Source organism: Candidatus Limnocylindrales bacterium, assembly GCA_035571835.1.
Classification (GTDB): domain Bacteria; phylum Desulfobacterota; class Binatia; order UBA1149; family CAITLU01; genus DATNBU01.
Window position 1 is genome coordinate 47599 of sequence record DATNBU010000027.1, and the last position, 17314, is coordinate 64912.

Here is a 17314-nt window from a genome sequence, read left to right on the forward strand (position 1 = left end):
TACGCACGCTTGCGCTTCGAATGGCCTTGTTGGGGCCGTCGTCGCGTGGTTGGGTGGGTCAAGGGGGAGGGGATCCGATGGAAGACTTTCGTTGCGGGGCGCTGCTCCGTGTTGCGTCCGCGGTGGCGCTCGCCGTGATGCTCTGTTTTCCGGCGACGGCCGCCGCGGTCGACTACGACATCGTCTACGTTCGCCAGCCTCGTTACGGCGATCACACCAACACGATCTGGCCGGAGGTTTTCCATCCGGCCCGCATCGATCCGGGCGCCGACCTGATGCTGCTTCATCCGGACGGCAGCGAAGAGCTGCTCGTCGAAGGTGGAAACGGCGCGGTCACCGATCCGTTCGTGTCGTTCGACGCCGAGTGGGTTTACTACAGCTACTTCCCGGACGTGCGCGCCGCCGCCATCAACAACCAGCGTGGTCTTCCGTACGCCGGCTCCGACATCTATCGCATCCATCTGCAGAGCCGCACGATCGAGCAGCTCACGCACGGCGAGTTCACGCCGAACACGGGCGCTGCGCACTGGTACCGCGATCCCGGCGGCAACTATCAGCCGGTCGACACGCCGAACCAGTACGAATGGGATCATCTCGGCTACGGCATTCTCAATCTCGGGCCGGCGCCGATTGCGGGCGGACGCATCGTGTTCGCGAGCAACCGCAACGGATTTCTTCCGCCCAAGGGTTACACCAACCCAAGCCTGCAGCTGTACGTGATGGACGCCGACGGGCGCAACGTTCGCGAGATCGCGCCGATGAACATCAGCAGCGCGCTGCACCCGACGCCGCTCGTCGACGGCCGCGTGGTCTTCAGCTCGCACGAGTCGCAGGGAATCCGCGACACGCGGCTGTGGGGGCTGTGGTCGATCGATCCCGACGGCCGGCACTGGGGTCCCGTCGTGAGCGCGTTCCACGATGCGCAGGCGTTCCACTTCGTCACGCAGCTTTCCAATACCGATCTCGTGCTCGTCGACTACTACAACCTGAACAACAACGGCTTCGGCGCGCTCTATCGCATGCCGATCTCGCCGCCTCCCGGCCAGCCTCCGTTCTATTCGGCGTTCGTCGACGAGAACCCGTCCATCGATCAGACGGTCGGCGCCGGGTTCCATTATCCGTTCCGCATGCCGTTCACGCCGCGCGGAATGTATTCGATCACGCCGTTCACGACCGGGCAGGACGAGGCCGCTCCGGTCGGCACGAGCGGCGTACGCGTCGGCAAGTTCACGCATCCGTCGGCGGCGCCCGCGGGCGATCTTCTCGTCGTATGGACGCCCGGTCCGGCCAACGACCTCAACCGGCCGTCGCCCGAGCCGTACTACGACGCGGGCCTGTACGTGATTCCCGGCGGCGACATCGTCACGTCTCCATCCGGCCTCGTGCTGATCAAGAACGATCCCGCTTTCAACGAAGCGTGGCCGCGGGCCGTGGTTCCGTATTCGGCAGTGCACGGAGTTTCCGAGCCGGCCGAGCTTCCGTGGCTGCCGAACGACGGCAGCGAGCATCCGGGCGAGCTTCCCGCCGGAACGCCGTTCGGCCTGGTCGGCACCAGCAGCGTCTACAAACGCGAGAGCTTCCCCGGATACGCAACCAGCGGAAGCGAGAGCTACGACGGGCTCGACGTGTTCAACACCGCCGAGAACGGCCAGAGCACGAACTGGGTCACGCAGGGCGCCGAAGACGGCTACTACGGGAACGACGACATCTGGGCGATCCGTCTGCTTGCGATGGAGCCCGGCACGCACCGCAGCTACGGCCCGAACGGCGGACCGAGCGGAGGGCAGCTGTTCTCGAGTCATGCGATGGAGCGCCTTCGCATCCTCGGTGAGATCCCGCTGCGCAAGACTGCGCCGGGCGGCGGCGTGCTTCTCGATCCCGAGGGAAATCCCGACACGAGCTTTCTCGCGAAGATTCCCGCCGACACGCCGTTCACGTTCCAGCTGCTCGATCGCAACGGCCTGTCGCTGACGATGGCGCAGACCTGGCATCAGGTGCGCCCCGGCGAATCGCGCTACGACTGCGGCGGCTGTCATGCGCACAGCTCGCAGCCGCTCGATTTCGAACAGACCGCGGCCGACCAGCCGGGCTATCCGGTCTACGATCTGTCCGAGATCACGCCGCTCGTCAGCCACGACGGCTCCGGAAATCCGAGCCTTCGCACGGTGGCGAGCGGTGTCGTCGACGTCGAGTTCTACCGCGACATCCGCCCGCTGCTGCAGCGAAGCTGCGTCGCGTGCCACAGCCGGCTCAACGCATCGCCCGGCGGCGACCTCGTGCTCGACGACTACACGGACTACGGCGGCGTGCCCGGCGACTACGCGCGGCTTGCCGACGATCGCGACGCGACCTGGGGTTATGCGCCGGTCATCGGCTACGGCTGGCGCCAGACCAATGCGAGCCGCTACATCCGCAGCTTCCAGAGCCGGCGCAGTCTTCTCGTGTGGAAGATCTTCGGCCAGCGTCTCGACGGGTGGACGAACGCCGACCATCCGACCGAGACCGTGCCGGGCGTCGCATCGACGCTTCCGTCGGGTGCGTCGACGAATCTCGCCGACCTCGACTACACCGGCACGATCATGCCGCCGGCCGGCAGCGGAGTGCCGGCACTGACGATCGACGAGAAGATGACGATCGCACGCTGGATCGACCTCGGCTGCCCGATCAACAACGGAGACGGCGGTGCGACCGCGTACGGCTGGTTCCTCGACGAGATCCGGCCGACTCTCGAGGTGAGCGTGCCGCGCGAAGGGCGCTCGATGGACAACCTGACCGAGCTCGTCATCGGCATTGCCGATGCCAACAGCGGCATCGAGCCCGGATCGCTCTCGGTGGTGGCGAACTTCGCGCTTGCCGGCCGCGGTGCCGGCGCCGAGCTTGCGGACCTTGCAACCGGGATCGGCGAAGGCATCTGGCGCATCGCGCTCGGCGCTCCGGCCGCCGTCCCGGAAGACGGCGAGATCCGTTTCGAAGTGCGCGACCGCCAGGGCAACACGACGTGGGTCACGCGCCAGCGTTCGGCTGCGCCGTTCGTTCCGCCGCCGCCGTTCGCGTGCGACGCGGCGCCGCGCACCGGATGTCGCGAGACGCTCGACGCGAAGCTGTCGATGCGGCTCTCCGATCCGCTGCGGAAATCGCTCACGTGGAAATGGAAGAGCGGAGATGCGACCGACTTCTCCGACCTCGGCCACCCGCTGTCGACGACGTCGCACACGCTCTGCCTCTACGCCGACAACGGAAGCGGACCCGCGCTCGTCGCCGACCTCGGCATTGCGCCGGGTGCATACTGGAGCGCGCGCGGCACGACCGGCTTCCAGTACAAGGACAAGCAGGCGCGCGCCGACGGCGTGACGAAAATCAAGATCGCTGCCAAGTCTGGCGAGCGCGGTGCCGTCATGGTCAAGGCTGCCGGTGCGTCTGTACCGCTCGCCGCAGCCGATGTGCCGGAAGGGGCCGTGCTTACGACGCAATGGGTGAACTCGGATCTTCAGTGCTGGGAAGGCCGATAAGCCCCGAGCCAGACTGTTAGTCAGCTCACAACGAGCGGAATGGACAGGTACGCTTTTCGGATAAAAGTGTACCTGTCCTCATTTTGTCTCTCGTAAGCAGCACGCGCGTAGTTTACTCTCCGCAGCGCTGAGGAATGGCGGGCATTCCTCACTGTGATCCGGCGCTCGAACGAGAGGTGTCTATGGCTTCGTGGTTCCGTTTGCTGTGCAACGGCGCTTTCGGCCTCGGTGTGTGCCTGCTTCTTGTCAGTTGCGATGATGGAAACAGCGGCGGCCCGCCGCCGGTCCGGCTCTTCTTCAGTCAGGACAACTTCGGGTCCTGCGAGAGCCTCGTTACGGATATCGATCTCCAGGATGCGAACTCGGTTCTGGCCCACAGAAGCGATGGATCCGCCGATTGTGCGATCGATCCGGCCCTGTCGGATTGCGACGTGACGTTTACCGAGCTCGACGACGGCGCGTCGCTGCGGGTTTCGATCACGGGCTGCGAGATTCCGGCCGTCGCGCGCGCGTTCAGCTGCAGCTTCAAAAAGGCCGATCTCGTCGCCCTGGACCAGCAGACGCATTCCGGCTGCACGTGCTCGGACGAACCCATCTGCTTCTACAATTCGACGTGTCTTCAGCTTCCAGCCCTCTGCATCAACTCGGATCCTGATCGCGACTGCGAGCTGTGCTCGAACGGAATCGATGACGACGGCAACGGCAAGGCCGATTGCGACGACTCCAAGTGCGACGCCGAATGCGGCGTCGGCCAGACCACGATTACATGCCCGGGGTCCTCGTCGACCACGACGACGACGACGACCTCGATCACGGACTCGACGGAACCTCCGACGACCACCACGCTTCCTGTCGAATCGGTCTACGTTCTGTTCCACCTGGACAGCGCGAGCGGTGCGGTCGGCGCACTGCAGTGGAACGTCGACTATGCCGGCGCAGACGGCGAGTTTGTCGGCAGCGGCGGCCAGGTCCAGTGCGCCAGTCTGGTCACCGGCGCATTGTTCGCTCCGAACGACCTCGATGCCCAGCGGTCGCTGAAGCTCGGAATCATCTCGCTCGACACGTTCGCGGCGCCTGCCGACCTCGTGCAGTGCATCTTCGCGGCCGCGTCACCGCCGGTGCCGGAGGATTTCTCCGTGACGGTCGAAGACGCGACTGACGGCGACGGTGCCCCGATCACGGTGGCGATCAGCGTGACGGTTCCGACGCCTTAGGAGCTGGCAGGCAGGTGGAAGCCCTCAGTGTGATCCGACGCTCGAACGCGAGGTGTATATGACTTCTTGGTTTCGTTTGCTGTGCAACGGTGCTTTCGGCCTCAGTGCGTGCCTGCTTCTTGTCAGTTGCGATGACGGAAGCAGCGGCGGTGGTCCGCCGCCGGTCCGTCTGTTCTTCAGTCAGAACAACTTCGGGTCCTGCGAGAGCCTGGTTACGGAGATCGATCTCCAGGACGCGAACGCGGTGCTGGCCCACAAGGGCGACGGGTCGCCCGATTGCGCGATCAACGCGGCCCTTTCGGATTGCGACGTCAGTTTTACCGAGATCAACGACGGCTCCACTCTTCGAGTGGCGATCGCCGACTGCAGGATTCCGGCTATCGCGACGATTTTCGATTGCAGCTTCAAAAAAGCGAACCTCGTTGCCCTCGACGAGCAGACTCACTCCGACTGCTCGTGCAACGCCGATCCGGTCTGCATCTTCAATTCGACCTGTCTCGAGCTCCCCGCGCTCTGCATCAACGCCGATCCGGATCACGACTGCGAGTTGTGCTTCAACGACATCGACGACGACGGCAACGGCAAGGTCGATTGCGCTGATCCGAAATGCGACGCCGACTGCGGCGTAGGCCAGTCCACGCTCACGTGCCCGGCGTCGTCGACGACCACCACGACCACGTCCTCCTCGACGATCACAGACTCGACGGAGCCGCCGACGACGACTACGACGCTTCCCGAGGAGTCCATCCTCGTCCAGTTCCATCTCGACAGCGCCAGCGGCGAGGTCGGCGCGCTTCAGTGGAACGTCGACTACGCCAACGCGCCCGGCCAGTTCCTGGGGAGCGGCGCCACGGTGCAGTGCACCAGTCTCGTCAGCGGAGCGCTGTTTGCTCCGAACGACGTCGAGGCCGAACATTCGCTGCACCTCGGAGTCATTTCGCTCAGCACGTTCCCGGCGCCTGCCGACCTGGTGCAGTGCAGCTTCGCCGCGACCGGCGCTCCGGTGCCGGCGGATTTCCCGGTGACGATCGTCGATGCGACCGACGGGGACGGCAATCCGATCACGGCGACAATCAGCGTGTCGATCCCGGTCCCCTAGGAGATCGCAGGCGTCGCAGCACGTCGGCGAGCAGAGCGACCTGCTCCTCGTGCGAGAGGCCGAGGTCGGAAAGCTCTCCGTCGGCGGCAGCGTCGGCCAGGCGCTCGGTGCAGAAGAGCAATGCGATGCGCAGCGCGGTCTCGCGCTTGTGCCCGCGCAGCTTGTCCTCGGCATCGACGAGCTCGAGCTGATGGCGACGGCTCGCGGTTCTTGCCGCACGCACAGTCTCATCGGTAACCGTCAGGCGGCGAAGGCTGCGGCGGAACTCGCGGTGGCGTGCATGGTGGTCGAGCAGTACTCGCGCCGCGCCGTCCGCTCCTTTGCCGTGCGCCTTCTCGAGGTCCTTCCACTCGTCCTCGAACCATTTGTTGTAGATCTCGACGAAGATCGCGGTCTTGTCGTGGAAGTGCCGGTAGAACGTCTGCGGCGCGTAGCCTGCGCGGCGCGCGATGCGGTTGGTGTCGGTGCCTTCGAAGCCCGCTTCGTCGAACTCCTTGCGTGCGGCGGCCAGCAGCGCGTCGCGCGCGGCGCCGCGCTCCGGTGCGGTGGTTGCACGCTGCCGCGGCGCTGCCGCCGAACGCTTCCCGCGGGTCGCCGCGCGCCGGCTGCGCGGCGGGGTCGAAAGTCCTTGACTCATGGCCAATGACTCTATAGTTTCCATTGTGATATGTATATCACAACAATGCACAATTCTTCTCCTCGCGCCGCGTCCGCAGTGAATCTCCGCTCTGCAGCAGGGGCGTGGGATCCCGTGGAATTTCATGACGTTGCCGGAACGCGCGTGGCCGTTTCGCGAAGCGGCCGGGGGCCGGCCGTCGTGTGTCTTCATGCGACCGGTCATGGCGCGCGCGACTACGAGCCGCTGGCCGCGCGCATCGGCGGCAGTTTCGAGGTCATCGCCGTCGACTGGCCGGGGCAGGGTCGCAGCGCGCCCGACGCCGCACCGGCAAGCGCGAGCCGCTATGCCCGCGTTCTCGAAGAGCTGCTTCCGCTCGTCACTTCCGGGCCGGCGATCCTGATCGGATGCTCGATCGGCGGCGCCGCAGCGATCGAAGTTGCCGCGCGCCGGCCGGATCTGGTTCGCGCGATGGTCCTTTGCGACACCGGTGGCCTCGTCGAGATCGACCGCATGACGCGCTTTGCGATCCTGCGCATGCATTCGTTCTTCGCGGCCGGCGCACGCGGCGCGTGGTGGTTCGGCGCGGCGTTCGCGATGTACTACCGGATGGTGCTGCCGTCGAAGGCGGCGCGCGGCCAGCGCGACCGCATCGTCGCATCGGCACGCGAGATCGCGCCGGTCCTTGCCGAAGCGTGGAAGAGCTTCGCCGAGCCGCAAGCCGACCTGCGGTGGCTGATATCGCAGATCCATTGTCCGGTGCTGTTCGCATGGGCCGGCAAAGACCGCATTCTTCCATGGGCGCGCACGCGGCCGGCAGCCGAGACGTTCGAGGATTACCGCGTGGAGATGTTCCGTGCGGGCCATGCGGCTTTTCTCGAAGACCCCGATCGCTTCGCCGATTCGTTCCGTCGTTTCGCGCACAAAATTCCGGCCCGGACCCCGGCGCAGCCGGCGGGAATCTCGGCCGGCCGCCCGGCCGAATCGCGCCCGGCTGCGATGCCTGGTGCTGCAGCCGCAAATGGCCCCCGCGATGCAGCCGCGATTGGCACTTGGAAACAGGCAGGTGCCGCGTAGAACATCGCGACAGCCTCAGTGATGAGGGAGGCGCGCGATGACGATCAAACTGTATTCCGGACCCGTCAGCATGTTCGGTGCGAAGGCCGAGATCGGCGTGCTCGAAAAGGGTATCGCGTGCGATCGCGAGTTCGTGCCGTTTTCGATCGCGACGCTCTACGAGCCGAAGCATCCGGTGGTCGCGCGCGTGAACCCGAAGGCGCAGGTGCCGGTTCTCGTCGACGGCGACCTCGAGCTTTACGATTCGACGCAGATCTTCGAATACCTGGAAGACATCTGTCCCGAGCCGGCACTGTGGCCGCATGACCCGCGGCAGCGGGCACGCGCGCGCCTTGCCGAGCTCGAATCGGACGAAGTGTTCTTCCCGAATGTCATCACGCTGATGCCGCGCGCGCGTGCGGCTGCGGGCGACGACGCCGTCGCTGCCGCGCTCGAAGTGATCGAGCGCTACTATCGCACGATCGACGCCCGCATCGCCGACCGCGATTATCTTGCCGGGACCTTCAGCTACGCCGACATCGCGTTCTTCATGGCGCAGTTCTTCGCGAGCTTCCTCGGCGCGCCGCCGCCGGCTTCACTAGCCAGCGTCTCGGCGTGGCGTGCCCGTGTCGGACGACGCGACAGCGTAAGGAAGGTCGCCGGCGCGATGGCCGACTACCTGCGTGCTCAGGGCCTCGAGCTTCCGCCGCTCTAAAACGGCGCGACACTCCCCGGGGAATGCTCGCGCAGAGCGGCGGCGGTTTTTCCTGTCGCGGGGATCCACTTACGATGGCCGCATGAGCTCCAGACCCTACGCCGTCATCACGTCGGACGCGCATGCCGGTGCGAGCATCGCCAGCTACCGCGAATACCTCGATGCCACGCATCAGAAGATGTTCGACGAGTGGCGCGGCTCGTACAAAAACCCGCAGCGCGAGCACATCGGCTCGAAGAAGCACAAGAACTGGGACGACGCCGAGCGCATCGCCGACATGGATCGCGAGGGCGTGGCGGGGGAGATCCTGTTCCCGAACACCGTGCCGCCGTTTTTCCGCTCGAGCGTCCTGATCTGCGGCAATCCGTCGAAAGAAAACTATCCGCTGTGGCTCGAGGGCATCCGCGCGCACAACCGCTGGCTCCTCGACTTCCAGAACGAGCAGCCCGATCGCCGCGCAGGCGTCGGCATCGTCTATTTGAACGACATCGACGAGGCCATCCGCGACGTCCAGTGGATTGCGAAGAACGGCCTGAAGGGCGGCATCCTGCTTCCGCACGTGCCGGACGACTGCACGCACATCGTTCCGCTGTACGCTCCGGACTATGACCGGTTCTGGCAGGTGTGCGAGGACCTCGGCGTGGTCGTCAATCATCACGGTGGAACCGGTTCGCCCGATTACGGCAACTACCCGATCTCGCTTCCGATCCGCTTTCTCGAAACGCCGTTCTTCTCGACGCGCAGCTACTCGCACCTGCTTCTCGCCGGCGTGTTCCATCGCTTTCCGAAGCTGCGTTACATCGTCACCGAGTCCGGCTGCGGCTGGGTTCCTGCGACCCTCGAGCAGCTCGACCGCATCTGGAGTTTCGTGCGCAAAGGCTTCGTCGGCGAGTTCCAGTTCAATACCGACGCCGTTACGCCGGAGCCGCCGAGCTTCTATGCGAAGCGCAACGTCTGGTACGGAGCGAGCGCCGCGTCGCCGGCCGAGATCCGCGACCGCCATGCCGTCGGCGTCGAGCGCCTGTGCTGGGGCACCGACTATCCGCACTACGAAGGAACGTACCCGTACACGCGCGAGGCGCTTCGTCACACGTTCCACGACGTTCCCGAAGATGAAGCGCGGATGATGCTCGGCGCCAACGCGGCGTCGCTGTTCGGATTCGATCTCGAGCGCCTGTCGCCGCTCGTCGAGCGCATCGGCCCGCGGCCCCAGGACGTCGCGATGCCGCTCGCACCGGCGGAGTTCCCGAAGGATTCCATGTCGATGGCGTTCTCGAAGTAGAGCCGCGGCTCAGGTCCCGAGCGGACGTGCTCGGCGATGCACGGGCCGCCGCCCGTCGACCCGGGTCAACCTGCTCATCGCACTTACACCTCTGTTCACGTCTGCCGGCGGGCGACGTTGCCGAAAGCGTCCCAGCCAGGACAGGTCTTCCATTGTGCGGCTCGAGACAGTAGGTGTCCGGGGTCTACTCCAGGAGGGCCGTATGCTCCGACGTGCGCTCGAGTCGATTGTTTCCATTTCATTGGTCGCAGCCGCTCCGGTGCTGGCCGTAGCCGACGTGCAGGTCACGACATGCGGCGCGTCGGTTCCGATGAACACGACGGGGTTTCTCGGAGCCGATCTCGATTGCTCGGCATCGCCGGGCATCGGTGTGTCGCTCGGGAGCGGTGCGGCGCTCGAGCTCAGGGGGTTCAGCCTGATCGGCAATCCGGGCGCTACCAACGCGGACGGCGTCGTCTGCGACGGCGGCTGCACGGTGCTCGGTCCGGGAACGATCCGTGACTTCTCCGGAAACGGCGTCGTGTCGCCCGGGCATCTGACGATTACCGGCGCCACGATCCAGAATATCGCCGGCCAGGGTGTCCGAAGCGTCTCCGCGACGGCCGCCGGCGTGAGCATCAGCGGTACGGGCACGGCGATGTATTCGCCGCCGAATGACGAGCTCACGACGAGCATCATCCATGTTTCCGACAGCACGATCACGAACAACGGCAGCGGAGTAACGGCCGCCGTCGTCCGGGTCGTGAACAGCACGATCAGCAACAATGCCTCGACGGCAGTGTCGAACACTCGCGTGACGATCATCGGCAGTCACATCGACGGCAACGGACAAGGCGTCGATGCCGAGCTGATTTCCGTGCAATCGAGCAGCGTCGACTTCAATGGCGGCGGCCTCCACGCGTACGGTTACCATCCGAGAATCAAGGTTTCGGACTCGACGGTTTCCGACAACGCAGCCGCGGGCATTTACGCCTGGGATTCCTGGTCGCCGGAGTTTCGCGATGTCGGAAGCGTGACCGTGTCGAACAGCGAGGTTTCCAGAAACGGAGGCGCTGGTATTTTCACCGCATCGGCGTCCATTCGCGACGGCTGTGACGTGAGCGACAACGCGTCAACCGGAGTGATTGCACAGAAGGTGGCGGTACAGGACTCGAAGATTACCGGCAACGCCGGGTTCGGGATCGCCGCGAACGGCGACCAGGGAACCTTCCACTACTACTCCGGGAAATGCCACGTTCGCGCGTCGACGATCACCGGCAACGCAATTGGCGGAATCGTCTCGGCGGACGGCGGCGGGATCCGCCTCGATCACGGCCCCATCGTCGCCGACAGCACTGTCATCGGCAATGACGTCGATCCGGACTGCGGGGTGACGATCATTTGCCCGGATTTCTACACGGTGCAGAAGCCGCGCCTCAATGGCACGACGTGCGAGACCAGCTACGATCCGCAGACAGATACGGACTGGGACGTCTGCTCTCTCGATCCCATGTAGCAAGCCGCGGCGGCTTTTTCGATTGCGCCTGCAGCACGCGATCCCGGATGACCGTCAGCGTCGTGTACCCGGAGGGGACTCAGCGTGATCGAGCCCGGACAGGATTTTTTTCTTGTGCTCCTCCGACTCCCAGCCCTGTGAACCGATCAGCGGCACGAAGCAGACCTCATCGAGCTCCTCTTCGTTGAAGTGGTCGGGCGAAACGCGCGTGATGCGGCGAAGACGCTGATAGTCGACGTCCTCGTGAACCGGAATGACCAGGCGACCACCGATCGCGAGCTGATCCCGCAGCGCCGGCGGCACGAGCAGGCCGCCGGCGGAGACGATGATCGCGTCGAACGGCGCGTGCTCGCGAAGTCCGAGCGAGCCGTCGCCGCATGTGACATGGACGTTGCGAATGCCGAGCTGTGCAAGGCGTCGCCGCGCGGTCACGACGAGCGTGTCGTGGCGTTCGATCGTGTGCACCTCTCGTGCGAGGTGCGAAAGGATTGCCGCGGCGTAACCGGAGCCGGTGCCGACCTCGAGAGCTTTCTCGGTGCCTTCGAGGCGCAGCATGTCGAGCATCAGCGCGACGACATATGGCTGGGAGATCGTCTGTCCGGCTTCGATCGGCAGCGGCCGGTCTTCGTAAGCCGACGCCGCGAATCGTGCCGGTACGAAGAGCTCGCGCGGGACCGCAAGGAAAGCATCGAGGATGGCCTGGTTGTGAAGTCCGCGACGAACCAGGCTGGTCGCGACCATTTCGCGGCGCTCGGCGCTGCGATCCTTCATGGGCGATACTCAAGCACGGAGCGCGCGGGAGATCAGCCGTGTGTGGACGCCGGGCGGCGCAGACGGGCGATCCGGGCGCGACAGGTGAGGACGAAACTGCAGATCGGGCGAAGATGCGCTCTGCCGAGCCTCCGCCAGCGTCTCGAGCACACGCGCCGGCGCATGCGCGGCATACAGCTTTTCTTCTGCGCCGGGCTTCAGTACGCAGCATCGGTTGCCAGAGCTGCCCGACATCACGCTCTATCGTGAAGCCCTCGAGCGGCGGCTCGCGGGCGTGACGCTCGAATCACTCGCGATTCGCGGACCATCACTGCTGAAGACCGTCGATCCGCCGCCGTCGGCATGCGAAGGCCGGCGCGTCGCTCACATCGAGCGGATCGGCAAGCGCATCGTTTTTGCGCTCGAAGGCGAGCTGTTCATCGTGCTCCACCTGATGATCGCCGGCCGTCTTCACTGGAAGAATCCGGGCGCGCGGCTGAATGCGCGCGGCCTGCTCGCCACGTGGACGTTTCCGACCGGTGTCCTGACGCTGTCGGAAGCCTCGTCGAAGAAACGGGCGTCGCTGTGGATCCTCTGCGGACGCGAGGCGCTCGCGAACCACGATCCGGGCGGTCTCGATGTTCTTGACGCAAGCGCCGAGGATTTCCGCGACAGGCTGCTGCTCGAAAACCATACGCTCAAACGTGCGCTCACCGACCCGCGCCTGTTCAGCGGGATAGGCAACGCGTACTCCGACGAAATCCTGCATCGTGCACGGCTTTCGCCGCTGCTTCTGACGCAGCGCCTCGGTGCCGACCAGGTGGCCGGCCTTCATGCCGCCACGCGCGAAGTTCTCGAGGAATGGATCGAGCGGCTTCGCTCCCAGACCGGAGACGCATTTCCCGAGAAGGTCACTGCGTTCCGCCCGGAGATGGCTGTGCACGGCCGTTACGGAAAGCCCTGCCCGGTGTGCGCGAATCCGGTGCAGCGCATCGCGTATGCGGACAGCGAGACCAACTACTGCGCGGTCTGCCAGAACGAGGGCCGCCTGCTGTCCGATCGTGCGCTCGCACGGCTGATGCACGACGACTGGCCGCGAACGCTCGCCGAGCTCGAGGAAAAGCGGCAGCGGAGCCGGCTGACGCCGTAGCTCAGGACGCGCGCAGCGCCTGCACGACCGGCGCGCGCGCCGCGCGGATCGCCGGAAACAGACCGCCGACGAGCCCGATCGCGAGCGCCCATGCGAGGCCTTCGGCGATCAGCCCGGGACTCACGCGGAAATCGAATGCGACCTGCGAGAACGTGTTGAAGTTGAGCGTCGACAGCGACGCTCCGTTGCAATAGACCCACGCTGCGGCGGCGCCGATCACGCCGCCGAGCATCGCGAGCAGCAGCGCTTCGATCATGATCGAGACGACCACCGGCGTGCTGCCGAATCCGATCGCACGCAGCGTTGCGATCTCGACCTGGCGGCTGGCGACCGCGGAATACATGCAGTTGAGTGCGCCGAACGTCGCACCGACCGCCATGAACGACGAGACGATGTACCCGAGCACGTCGATCAGCGACGACAGCAGCTCCGACTGCTTCGCGTAGTACTGCGGCTCGCGCAGGACCTTGATCGAGAATCGAGGATCGGCGCCGATCGCGCGCACGAGATCGTCGAACGCAGACTCCGATTCGAGCCTTGCAGTCAGCGACTGGTAGCTCTGGCGCCGGAAGTTCGACATCGCGGTGGCCGCGTCGGCCCAGATCTCGGTCTCGTGCACGTCTCCGCCCGTGCGGAAGATTCCCGTCACGGTCCACTCGCTGTCGCGCAGCTTGAGGCGGCTTCCGACCTCGAGTCCGGCGAACTCGCCGGCGGCTTTCTGTCCGGCGATCACCTCGCGGCGCCCCGGCTCGAAGCGCCGGCCTTCGACGATCTCGATCTCGCTGCGGATCTCGAACGCCGTTCCCTCGACGCCGCGCACCGGAACGTTGTTGGGATCGGACTGGCCCTTGCGCGGAAGGTCGACCATCAGGACCAACTCGGCCGACGACAGCGGGCGGCCGCTCGCGGTCTGGCGGATTCCCGGCATTGCCGACAGCAGCACGGCCTGTTCGCGGGTGATGTCGCTCGACATCTCGGCGTCCGAGCCGGCGCGCAGCATGATCACGCGGTCGCTGCGTCCGGTGGATGCGAGCGTGTGCTGGAAGCCGCGCGACATCGCGAGCACCGAGACCAGCACGCCGACCACTCCGGCAATGCCGACGACGATCACGAGCGAGCTTCCGAGCCGCTGCGGGATCGTCCACAGGTTGACGAGCGTGATCTGCGCGATCTGCCGCAAAAGTGCGATGCCCGCCATCGTTGCCATCTTCATCTGCCCGCGAGCGCGTCGACGATCTTCAGGCGCCGCGCGCGAAGCGCCGGAGGAAGCCCGATGGCGACCGACAGCACGCTCGCGATGGCGATTGCGGCGAGCCACGTGGACGCCGAGACGAACAGCGGCGGGAAGCGACCGCCGGTCGAGCTGTTGAGCGCCGGCATGATCCCGACCGCGAAGCTCATGCCGATCGAGCATCCGAGAAGCATCAGCAGCCCGGCTTCGGCCAGCACCAGCGCGGTCACGCGCGCGTCCGAGAACCCGAGCGTCTTCAGTACTGCCATCTCCGGAATCCGCTCGCGCAGCGACTGCGCCATCGTGTTGCCGGTCAGCAGCAGGATCGTGAAGAACACGGCCGCAAGGATGCGTCGCACGAGCACGCCGATGTCGCCGATCTGCTTGGCGAAGCCGAGCGCGAATTCCTTTTCGGGCTGCGTGCGCGTCTCGTGCGGCGAATTCTGGAACATCCGGTCGATCTCCTGCGCGACGGCGTGCGGATCGGCCGACAGGCTCACCCGGATCGTGTACCAGCCTGTGGTTCCCGTGCCCGTCGCGCGCGCTTCGTCAAAGTACGCCGCGTTGATCAGCACCATGTCGGTGTTGCCGCGCACCGCCGGGTCGTCGGCGTCGATCGTGCCGACGAGGTCGAACTCCCAGTTCATGTCGCCGTCTTTCTTCGGATAGATCTCCGAGCTGATCGGCAGCTTCTGGCCGATCTTCCAGCCGAACCGCTCGACGAGGCGCTTGCCGGCAAGCGCGCCGGTTCGCGTCTCGATGGCGCGCTCGCGCTCGGCCGGCGGCACGACGAACTCCGAGTACATGTCGAGGTAGCGGGCCGGATCGGCGGCGATCACCGGGAACGCGTTGCTCTGGTTCTGGTACTTGCCGCCGAACCAGTCGCAGCCGACCGCCTCGGTGACGTCGCGCAGCTGCTCGATGCGGCCGCGATACGACTGCGGGAGAGACTCGATGAACGAATACCGGGAGATCGTCAGCAGCCGCCTCGCATCGGCGGTGTCCGCGCCGGCTTCGAACGCAAGCTGGACCGCCTGCAGCAGACCGAACAGCACGAACGCGATCACGACCGACAGCAGCGTCAGGATCGTGCGCGTCTTGCGGCGGAACAGCGCCGCCCACAGCAGCGGAAAGTACTTCATTGCGGATGGCTGATTGCGGCCGCGTGCGCGTCGAGCATCGATCCCTTGTCGAGATGGACGATCCGGCGCGCGTGGTCGGCAGCCTTCGGGTCGTGCGTAACCATGACGATGGTCTTGCCGTGGTCGCGATTGAGTGACTGCAGCAGAGAAAGAATGTCGTCGGCCGTGGCGCGGTCGAGATCGCCGGTCGGCTCGTCGCAGACCAGCAGCAGCGGATCCGAGACGAGCGCACGCGCAATCGCGACGCGCTGCTCCTGTCCGCCGGAAAGCTCGCGCGGCTTGTGCCCGGCGCGGTTTTCGAGGCCGACGAGCGTGAGCGCGATGAATGCGCGTTCGCGACGCTCGGCCGCCGGCAGGTCGGTCAGCAGCAGCGGCAGTTCGACGTTGCGCTGCGCCGACAGCGCCGGCAGCAGATTGTAGAACTGGAAGACGAATCCGACGTTCTGCGCGCGCCAGCGCGCGAGCTCGCCGCTCGTCATGCGGTCGATCCTCTGTCCGCCGACAACGATGACGCCCTCGGTCGGCACGTCGAGGCCTCCGATCAGGTTGAGCAGCGTCGTCTTGCCGGAGCCCGACGGTCCCATCAGCGCAACGAAGTCTCCGCGCGGAATGTCGAGGTCGACGTGGTGCAGCACTTCGATCGTCTCGCCGCCGCGGTGGTAGTGCTTGGTAAGGCCGCGTACCTCGACGAGCACGTCCGCCGCGGTGCCTCGCGGATGACCGTTCGCGTCCATCAGCCCGGTTCCGACAGCCGCACCGCGCTTCCGTCGCCGATTCCCTCGCCGGGAGAGACGACGACGCGCTCGCCGGCGGCGACGCCGCTCAGCACCTGGCGATCGTTCTGTGCGCTCTCGCCGAGCGTGACCGGACGTCGCCGTACGGTTCCATTGTCGTAGACGAGCACCGCTGAGGAGCCGCCTTCCGACAGCACGGCCTCGTTCGGGATCCATACGCCGCGCGCGATGGCTTCGCGGTCGGCGCCGAGGAACGCGACGCGCACGCCCATCTCCGGGACGATGCGCGGATCTTTCACCAGGATCGCGACGCGCACCTTGATCGTGGCCTTGCTGCGGTCGGCGGTCGGAATCACCGCGATCACTTTGCCCGGGATCTTCCAGTCCGGATACGCGTTGAGCGTGGCCTCGACCGGCTGCCCCGCCGTGACGCGGCCGATGAACGATTCGTTGACGTCGACTTCGATCTCGAGCGAATTCATGTCGACGATCGTGCCGATGCCGGTGCGCGTGAAGCCGCCGCCGGCGGAAATCGGCGAGATCATCTCGCCGGGCATCGCCGCCGTCTCGACGACGACACCGGAGAACGGCGCGCGAACTACCGTATTGTCGAGCTGGACCTGCGCGACGTCGACGGACTGCTCGGCGACCTGGATCTGCTGCACGGCATTGGCGAGGCGCGCCCGCAGCGTATCGCGGGCCGCGCGCGCCCGTTCCATGTCCTGCATCGCAGCGACTTTCTCGCGCGCCAGCGACTCCTGGCGCGCATAGTCGCGCTCGGACTGCGCGAGGTCGGCGCGAAGCACGTCGACCTCGGTGCGGGCGGCCTCGAGCTGGGCCTTCGCGAGGCTGAGCTGGGCTTTGGCTTCCGCGTCGTCGAGCCGGGCCAGCACGGCGCCGGCTTCGACGCGCATGCCTTCCTCGATCAGGACCTCGACGACCTTGCCGGTAATCTTGGAGGAGACGGTCGCCTCGAGCCGCGCGACGACGTAACCGCTGGCGTCGAGCACCGAGGTGTCGCCCGCAACTTCGGCGGCGGCGCGCGCAACGGCGGTCCGGACGACCGGCCGTTCCTTGACGCCGGTGAAAAACCAGAGGAGCCCGCCGCCAGCGACGAGAACCGCGGCGGCTGCGAGAAGCCTGCGCCGCGACGACGCGGGTGCGGAGCGACCGCTCGAGCGGTCGCGGTCGAGTCGGAGCCTGTCCACGAGCTGGGCCCGGTCTGTGTCGCGTTGTTCGGCCATGGCGCGTGGTCGAGCTCGCAAGATTGCTGCGGATCGGATGAGGACGCCAACGTTCGCGTGACTCGCCGAGAGCGTTG

At 66.0% G+C, this 17314-nt stretch carries 14 protein-coding genes; 8 read left to right on the plus strand and 6 right to left on the minus strand.

The genetic code is table 11. The features are described from left to right. Positions 1-77: 77 nt before the first annotated feature. The 3 genes from VN634_10905 (at position 78) to VN634_10915 (ending at position 5822) form a co-directional block, all read left to right on the plus strand. Complete coding sequence (locus VN634_10905; GenBank protein ID HXC51384.1) at positions 78-3509, plus strand: hypothetical protein; 3432 nt, start codon at positions 78-80, stop codon at positions 3507-3509. Between the two features lie 182 nt (positions 3510-3691). Beyond that, positions 3692-4723, plus strand: coding sequence for a hypothetical protein (locus tag VN634_10910; protein HXC51385.1), 1032 nt, complete (start codon positions 3692-3694; stop codon positions 4721-4723). Between the two features lie 58 nt (positions 4724-4781). Beyond that, positions 4782-5822, plus strand: coding sequence for a hypothetical protein (locus VN634_10915; protein HXC51386.1), 1041 nt, complete (start codon positions 4782-4784; stop codon positions 5820-5822). Here VN634_10915 and VN634_10920 read toward each other — a convergent pair. Continuing rightward, a complete protein-coding gene (locus tag VN634_10920; protein HXC51387.1) occupies positions 5797-6459 on the minus strand; it encodes a helix-turn-helix domain-containing protein in 663 nt (220 codons plus the stop codon). The two genes, VN634_10915 and VN634_10920, sit on opposite strands and share 26 nt — an antisense overlap. Before the next feature lie 114 nt (positions 6460-6573). On the opposite strand from VN634_10920, the gene VN634_10925 reads away from it, so the two are divergent. The 4 genes from VN634_10925 to VN634_10940 all read left to right on the plus strand — a co-directional run bounded on the left by VN634_10925 (position 6574) and on the right by VN634_10940 (position 10986). Next, positions 6574-7515 carry an alpha/beta hydrolase gene (locus VN634_10925; GenBank protein HXC51388.1) on the plus strand — a complete coding sequence of 314 codons (942 nt, stop codon included), beginning with the start codon at positions 6574-6576 and terminating at the stop codon, positions 7513-7515. Between the two features lie 37 nt (positions 7516-7552). After that, on the plus strand, positions 7553-8209 hold the full coding sequence (locus VN634_10930) for a glutathione S-transferase family protein (GenBank protein HXC51389.1): 657 nt from the start codon (positions 7553-7555) through the stop codon (positions 8207-8209). A gap of 82 nt (positions 8210-8291) precedes the next feature. Next, positions 8292-9491 (plus strand): amidohydrolase family protein, encoded by a 1200-nt coding sequence (locus VN634_10935; GenBank protein HXC51390.1) that lies wholly within the window; start codon positions 8292-8294, stop codon positions 9489-9491. 202 nt (positions 9492-9693) lie between these two features. Next, the gene (locus VN634_10940; protein HXC51391.1) at positions 9694-10986 is read left to right on the plus strand and encodes a right-handed parallel beta-helix repeat-containing protein; all 1293 of its coding nucleotides are present in this window, start codon (positions 9694-9696) and stop codon (positions 10984-10986) included. A 54-nt stretch (positions 10987-11040) separates the two neighbouring features. Here the strand turns inward: VN634_10940 and VN634_10945 are convergent, their stop codons facing one another. Next, positions 11041-11757, minus strand: coding sequence for a protein-L-isoaspartate(D-aspartate) O-methyltransferase (locus VN634_10945; protein HXC51392.1), 717 nt, complete (start codon positions 11755-11757; stop codon positions 11041-11043). Positions 11758-11971: 214 nt separating this feature from the next. Between VN634_10945 and VN634_10950 the strand changes: the two genes are divergently transcribed. Further along, the gene (locus VN634_10950) at positions 11972-12886 is read left to right on the plus strand and encodes a DNA-formamidopyrimidine glycosylase family protein (protein HXC51393.1); all 915 of its coding nucleotides are present in this window, start codon (positions 11972-11974) and stop codon (positions 12884-12886) included. Between the two features lies 1 nt (position 12887). On the opposite strand, the gene VN634_10955 is transcribed toward VN634_10950, so the two are convergent. Genes VN634_10955 through VN634_10970 form a run of 4 tightly spaced genes read right to left on the minus strand, consistent with a single transcriptional unit; the run spans position 12888 to position 17201 of the window. After that, positions 12888-14084 carry an ABC transporter permease gene (locus VN634_10955; protein HXC51394.1) on the minus strand — a complete coding sequence of 399 codons (1197 nt, stop codon included), beginning with the start codon at positions 14082-14084 and terminating at the stop codon, positions 12888-12890. 11 nt (positions 14085-14095) lie between these two features. Continuing rightward, positions 14096-15259: an ABC transporter permease gene (locus VN634_10960; GenBank protein HXC51395.1), complete on the minus strand. Its 1164-nt coding sequence runs from the start codon at positions 15257-15259 to the stop codon at positions 14096-14098. Continuing rightward, on the minus strand, positions 15256-15993 hold the full coding sequence (locus VN634_10965; protein HXC51396.1) for an ABC transporter ATP-binding protein: 738 nt from the start codon (positions 15991-15993) through the stop codon (positions 15256-15258). Before VN634_10965 ends, VN634_10960 begins: the two co-directional genes overlap by 4 nt. After that, positions 15993-17201 carry an efflux RND transporter periplasmic adaptor subunit gene (locus tag VN634_10970; protein ID HXC51397.1) on the minus strand — a complete coding sequence of 403 codons (1209 nt, stop codon included), beginning with the start codon at positions 17199-17201 and terminating at the stop codon, positions 15993-15995. Before VN634_10970 ends, VN634_10965 begins: the two co-directional genes overlap by 1 nt. Between the last annotated feature and the right edge of the window lie 113 nt (positions 17202-17314).

Bases quoted from the DNA above. Each gene is read 5' to 3' on its own strand.
- VN634_10905 (HXC51384.1), top strand. From the start codon at position 78: ATGGAAGACTTTCGTTGCGGGGCGCTGCTCCGTGTTGCGTCCGCGGTG.
- VN634_10910 (HXC51385.1), top strand. From the start codon at position 3,692: ATGGCTTCGTGGTTCCGTTTGCTGTGCAACGGCGCTTTCGGCCTCGGT.
- VN634_10915 (HXC51386.1), top strand. From the start codon at position 4,782: ATGACTTCTTGGTTTCGTTTGCTGTGCAACGGTGCTTTCGGCCTCAGT.
- VN634_10920 (HXC51387.1), bottom strand. From the start codon at position 6,459: ATGAGTCAAGGACTTTCGACCCCGCCGCGCAGCCGGCGCGCGGCGACC.
- VN634_10930 (HXC51389.1), top strand. From the start codon at position 7,553: ATGACGATCAAACTGTATTCCGGACCCGTCAGCATGTTCGGTGCGAAG.
- VN634_10935 (HXC51390.1), top strand. From the start codon at position 8,292: ATGAGCTCCAGACCCTACGCCGTCATCACGTCGGACGCGCATGCCGGT.
- VN634_10940 (HXC51391.1), top strand. From the start codon at position 9,694: ATGCTCCGACGTGCGCTCGAGTCGATTGTTTCCATTTCATTGGTCGCA.
- VN634_10945 (HXC51392.1), bottom strand. From the start codon at position 11,757: ATGAAGGATCGCAGCGCCGAGCGCCGCGAAATGGTCGCGACCAGCCTG.
- VN634_10955 (HXC51394.1), bottom strand. From the start codon at position 14,084: ATGGCGGGCATCGCACTTTTGCGGCAGATCGCGCAGATCACGCTCGTC.
- VN634_10960 (HXC51395.1), bottom strand. From the start codon at position 15,259: ATGAAGTACTTTCCGCTGCTGTGGGCGGCGCTGTTCCGCCGCAAGACG.
- VN634_10965 (HXC51396.1), bottom strand. From the start codon at position 15,993: ATGGACGCGAACGGTCATCCGCGAGGCACCGCGGCGGACGTGCTCGTC.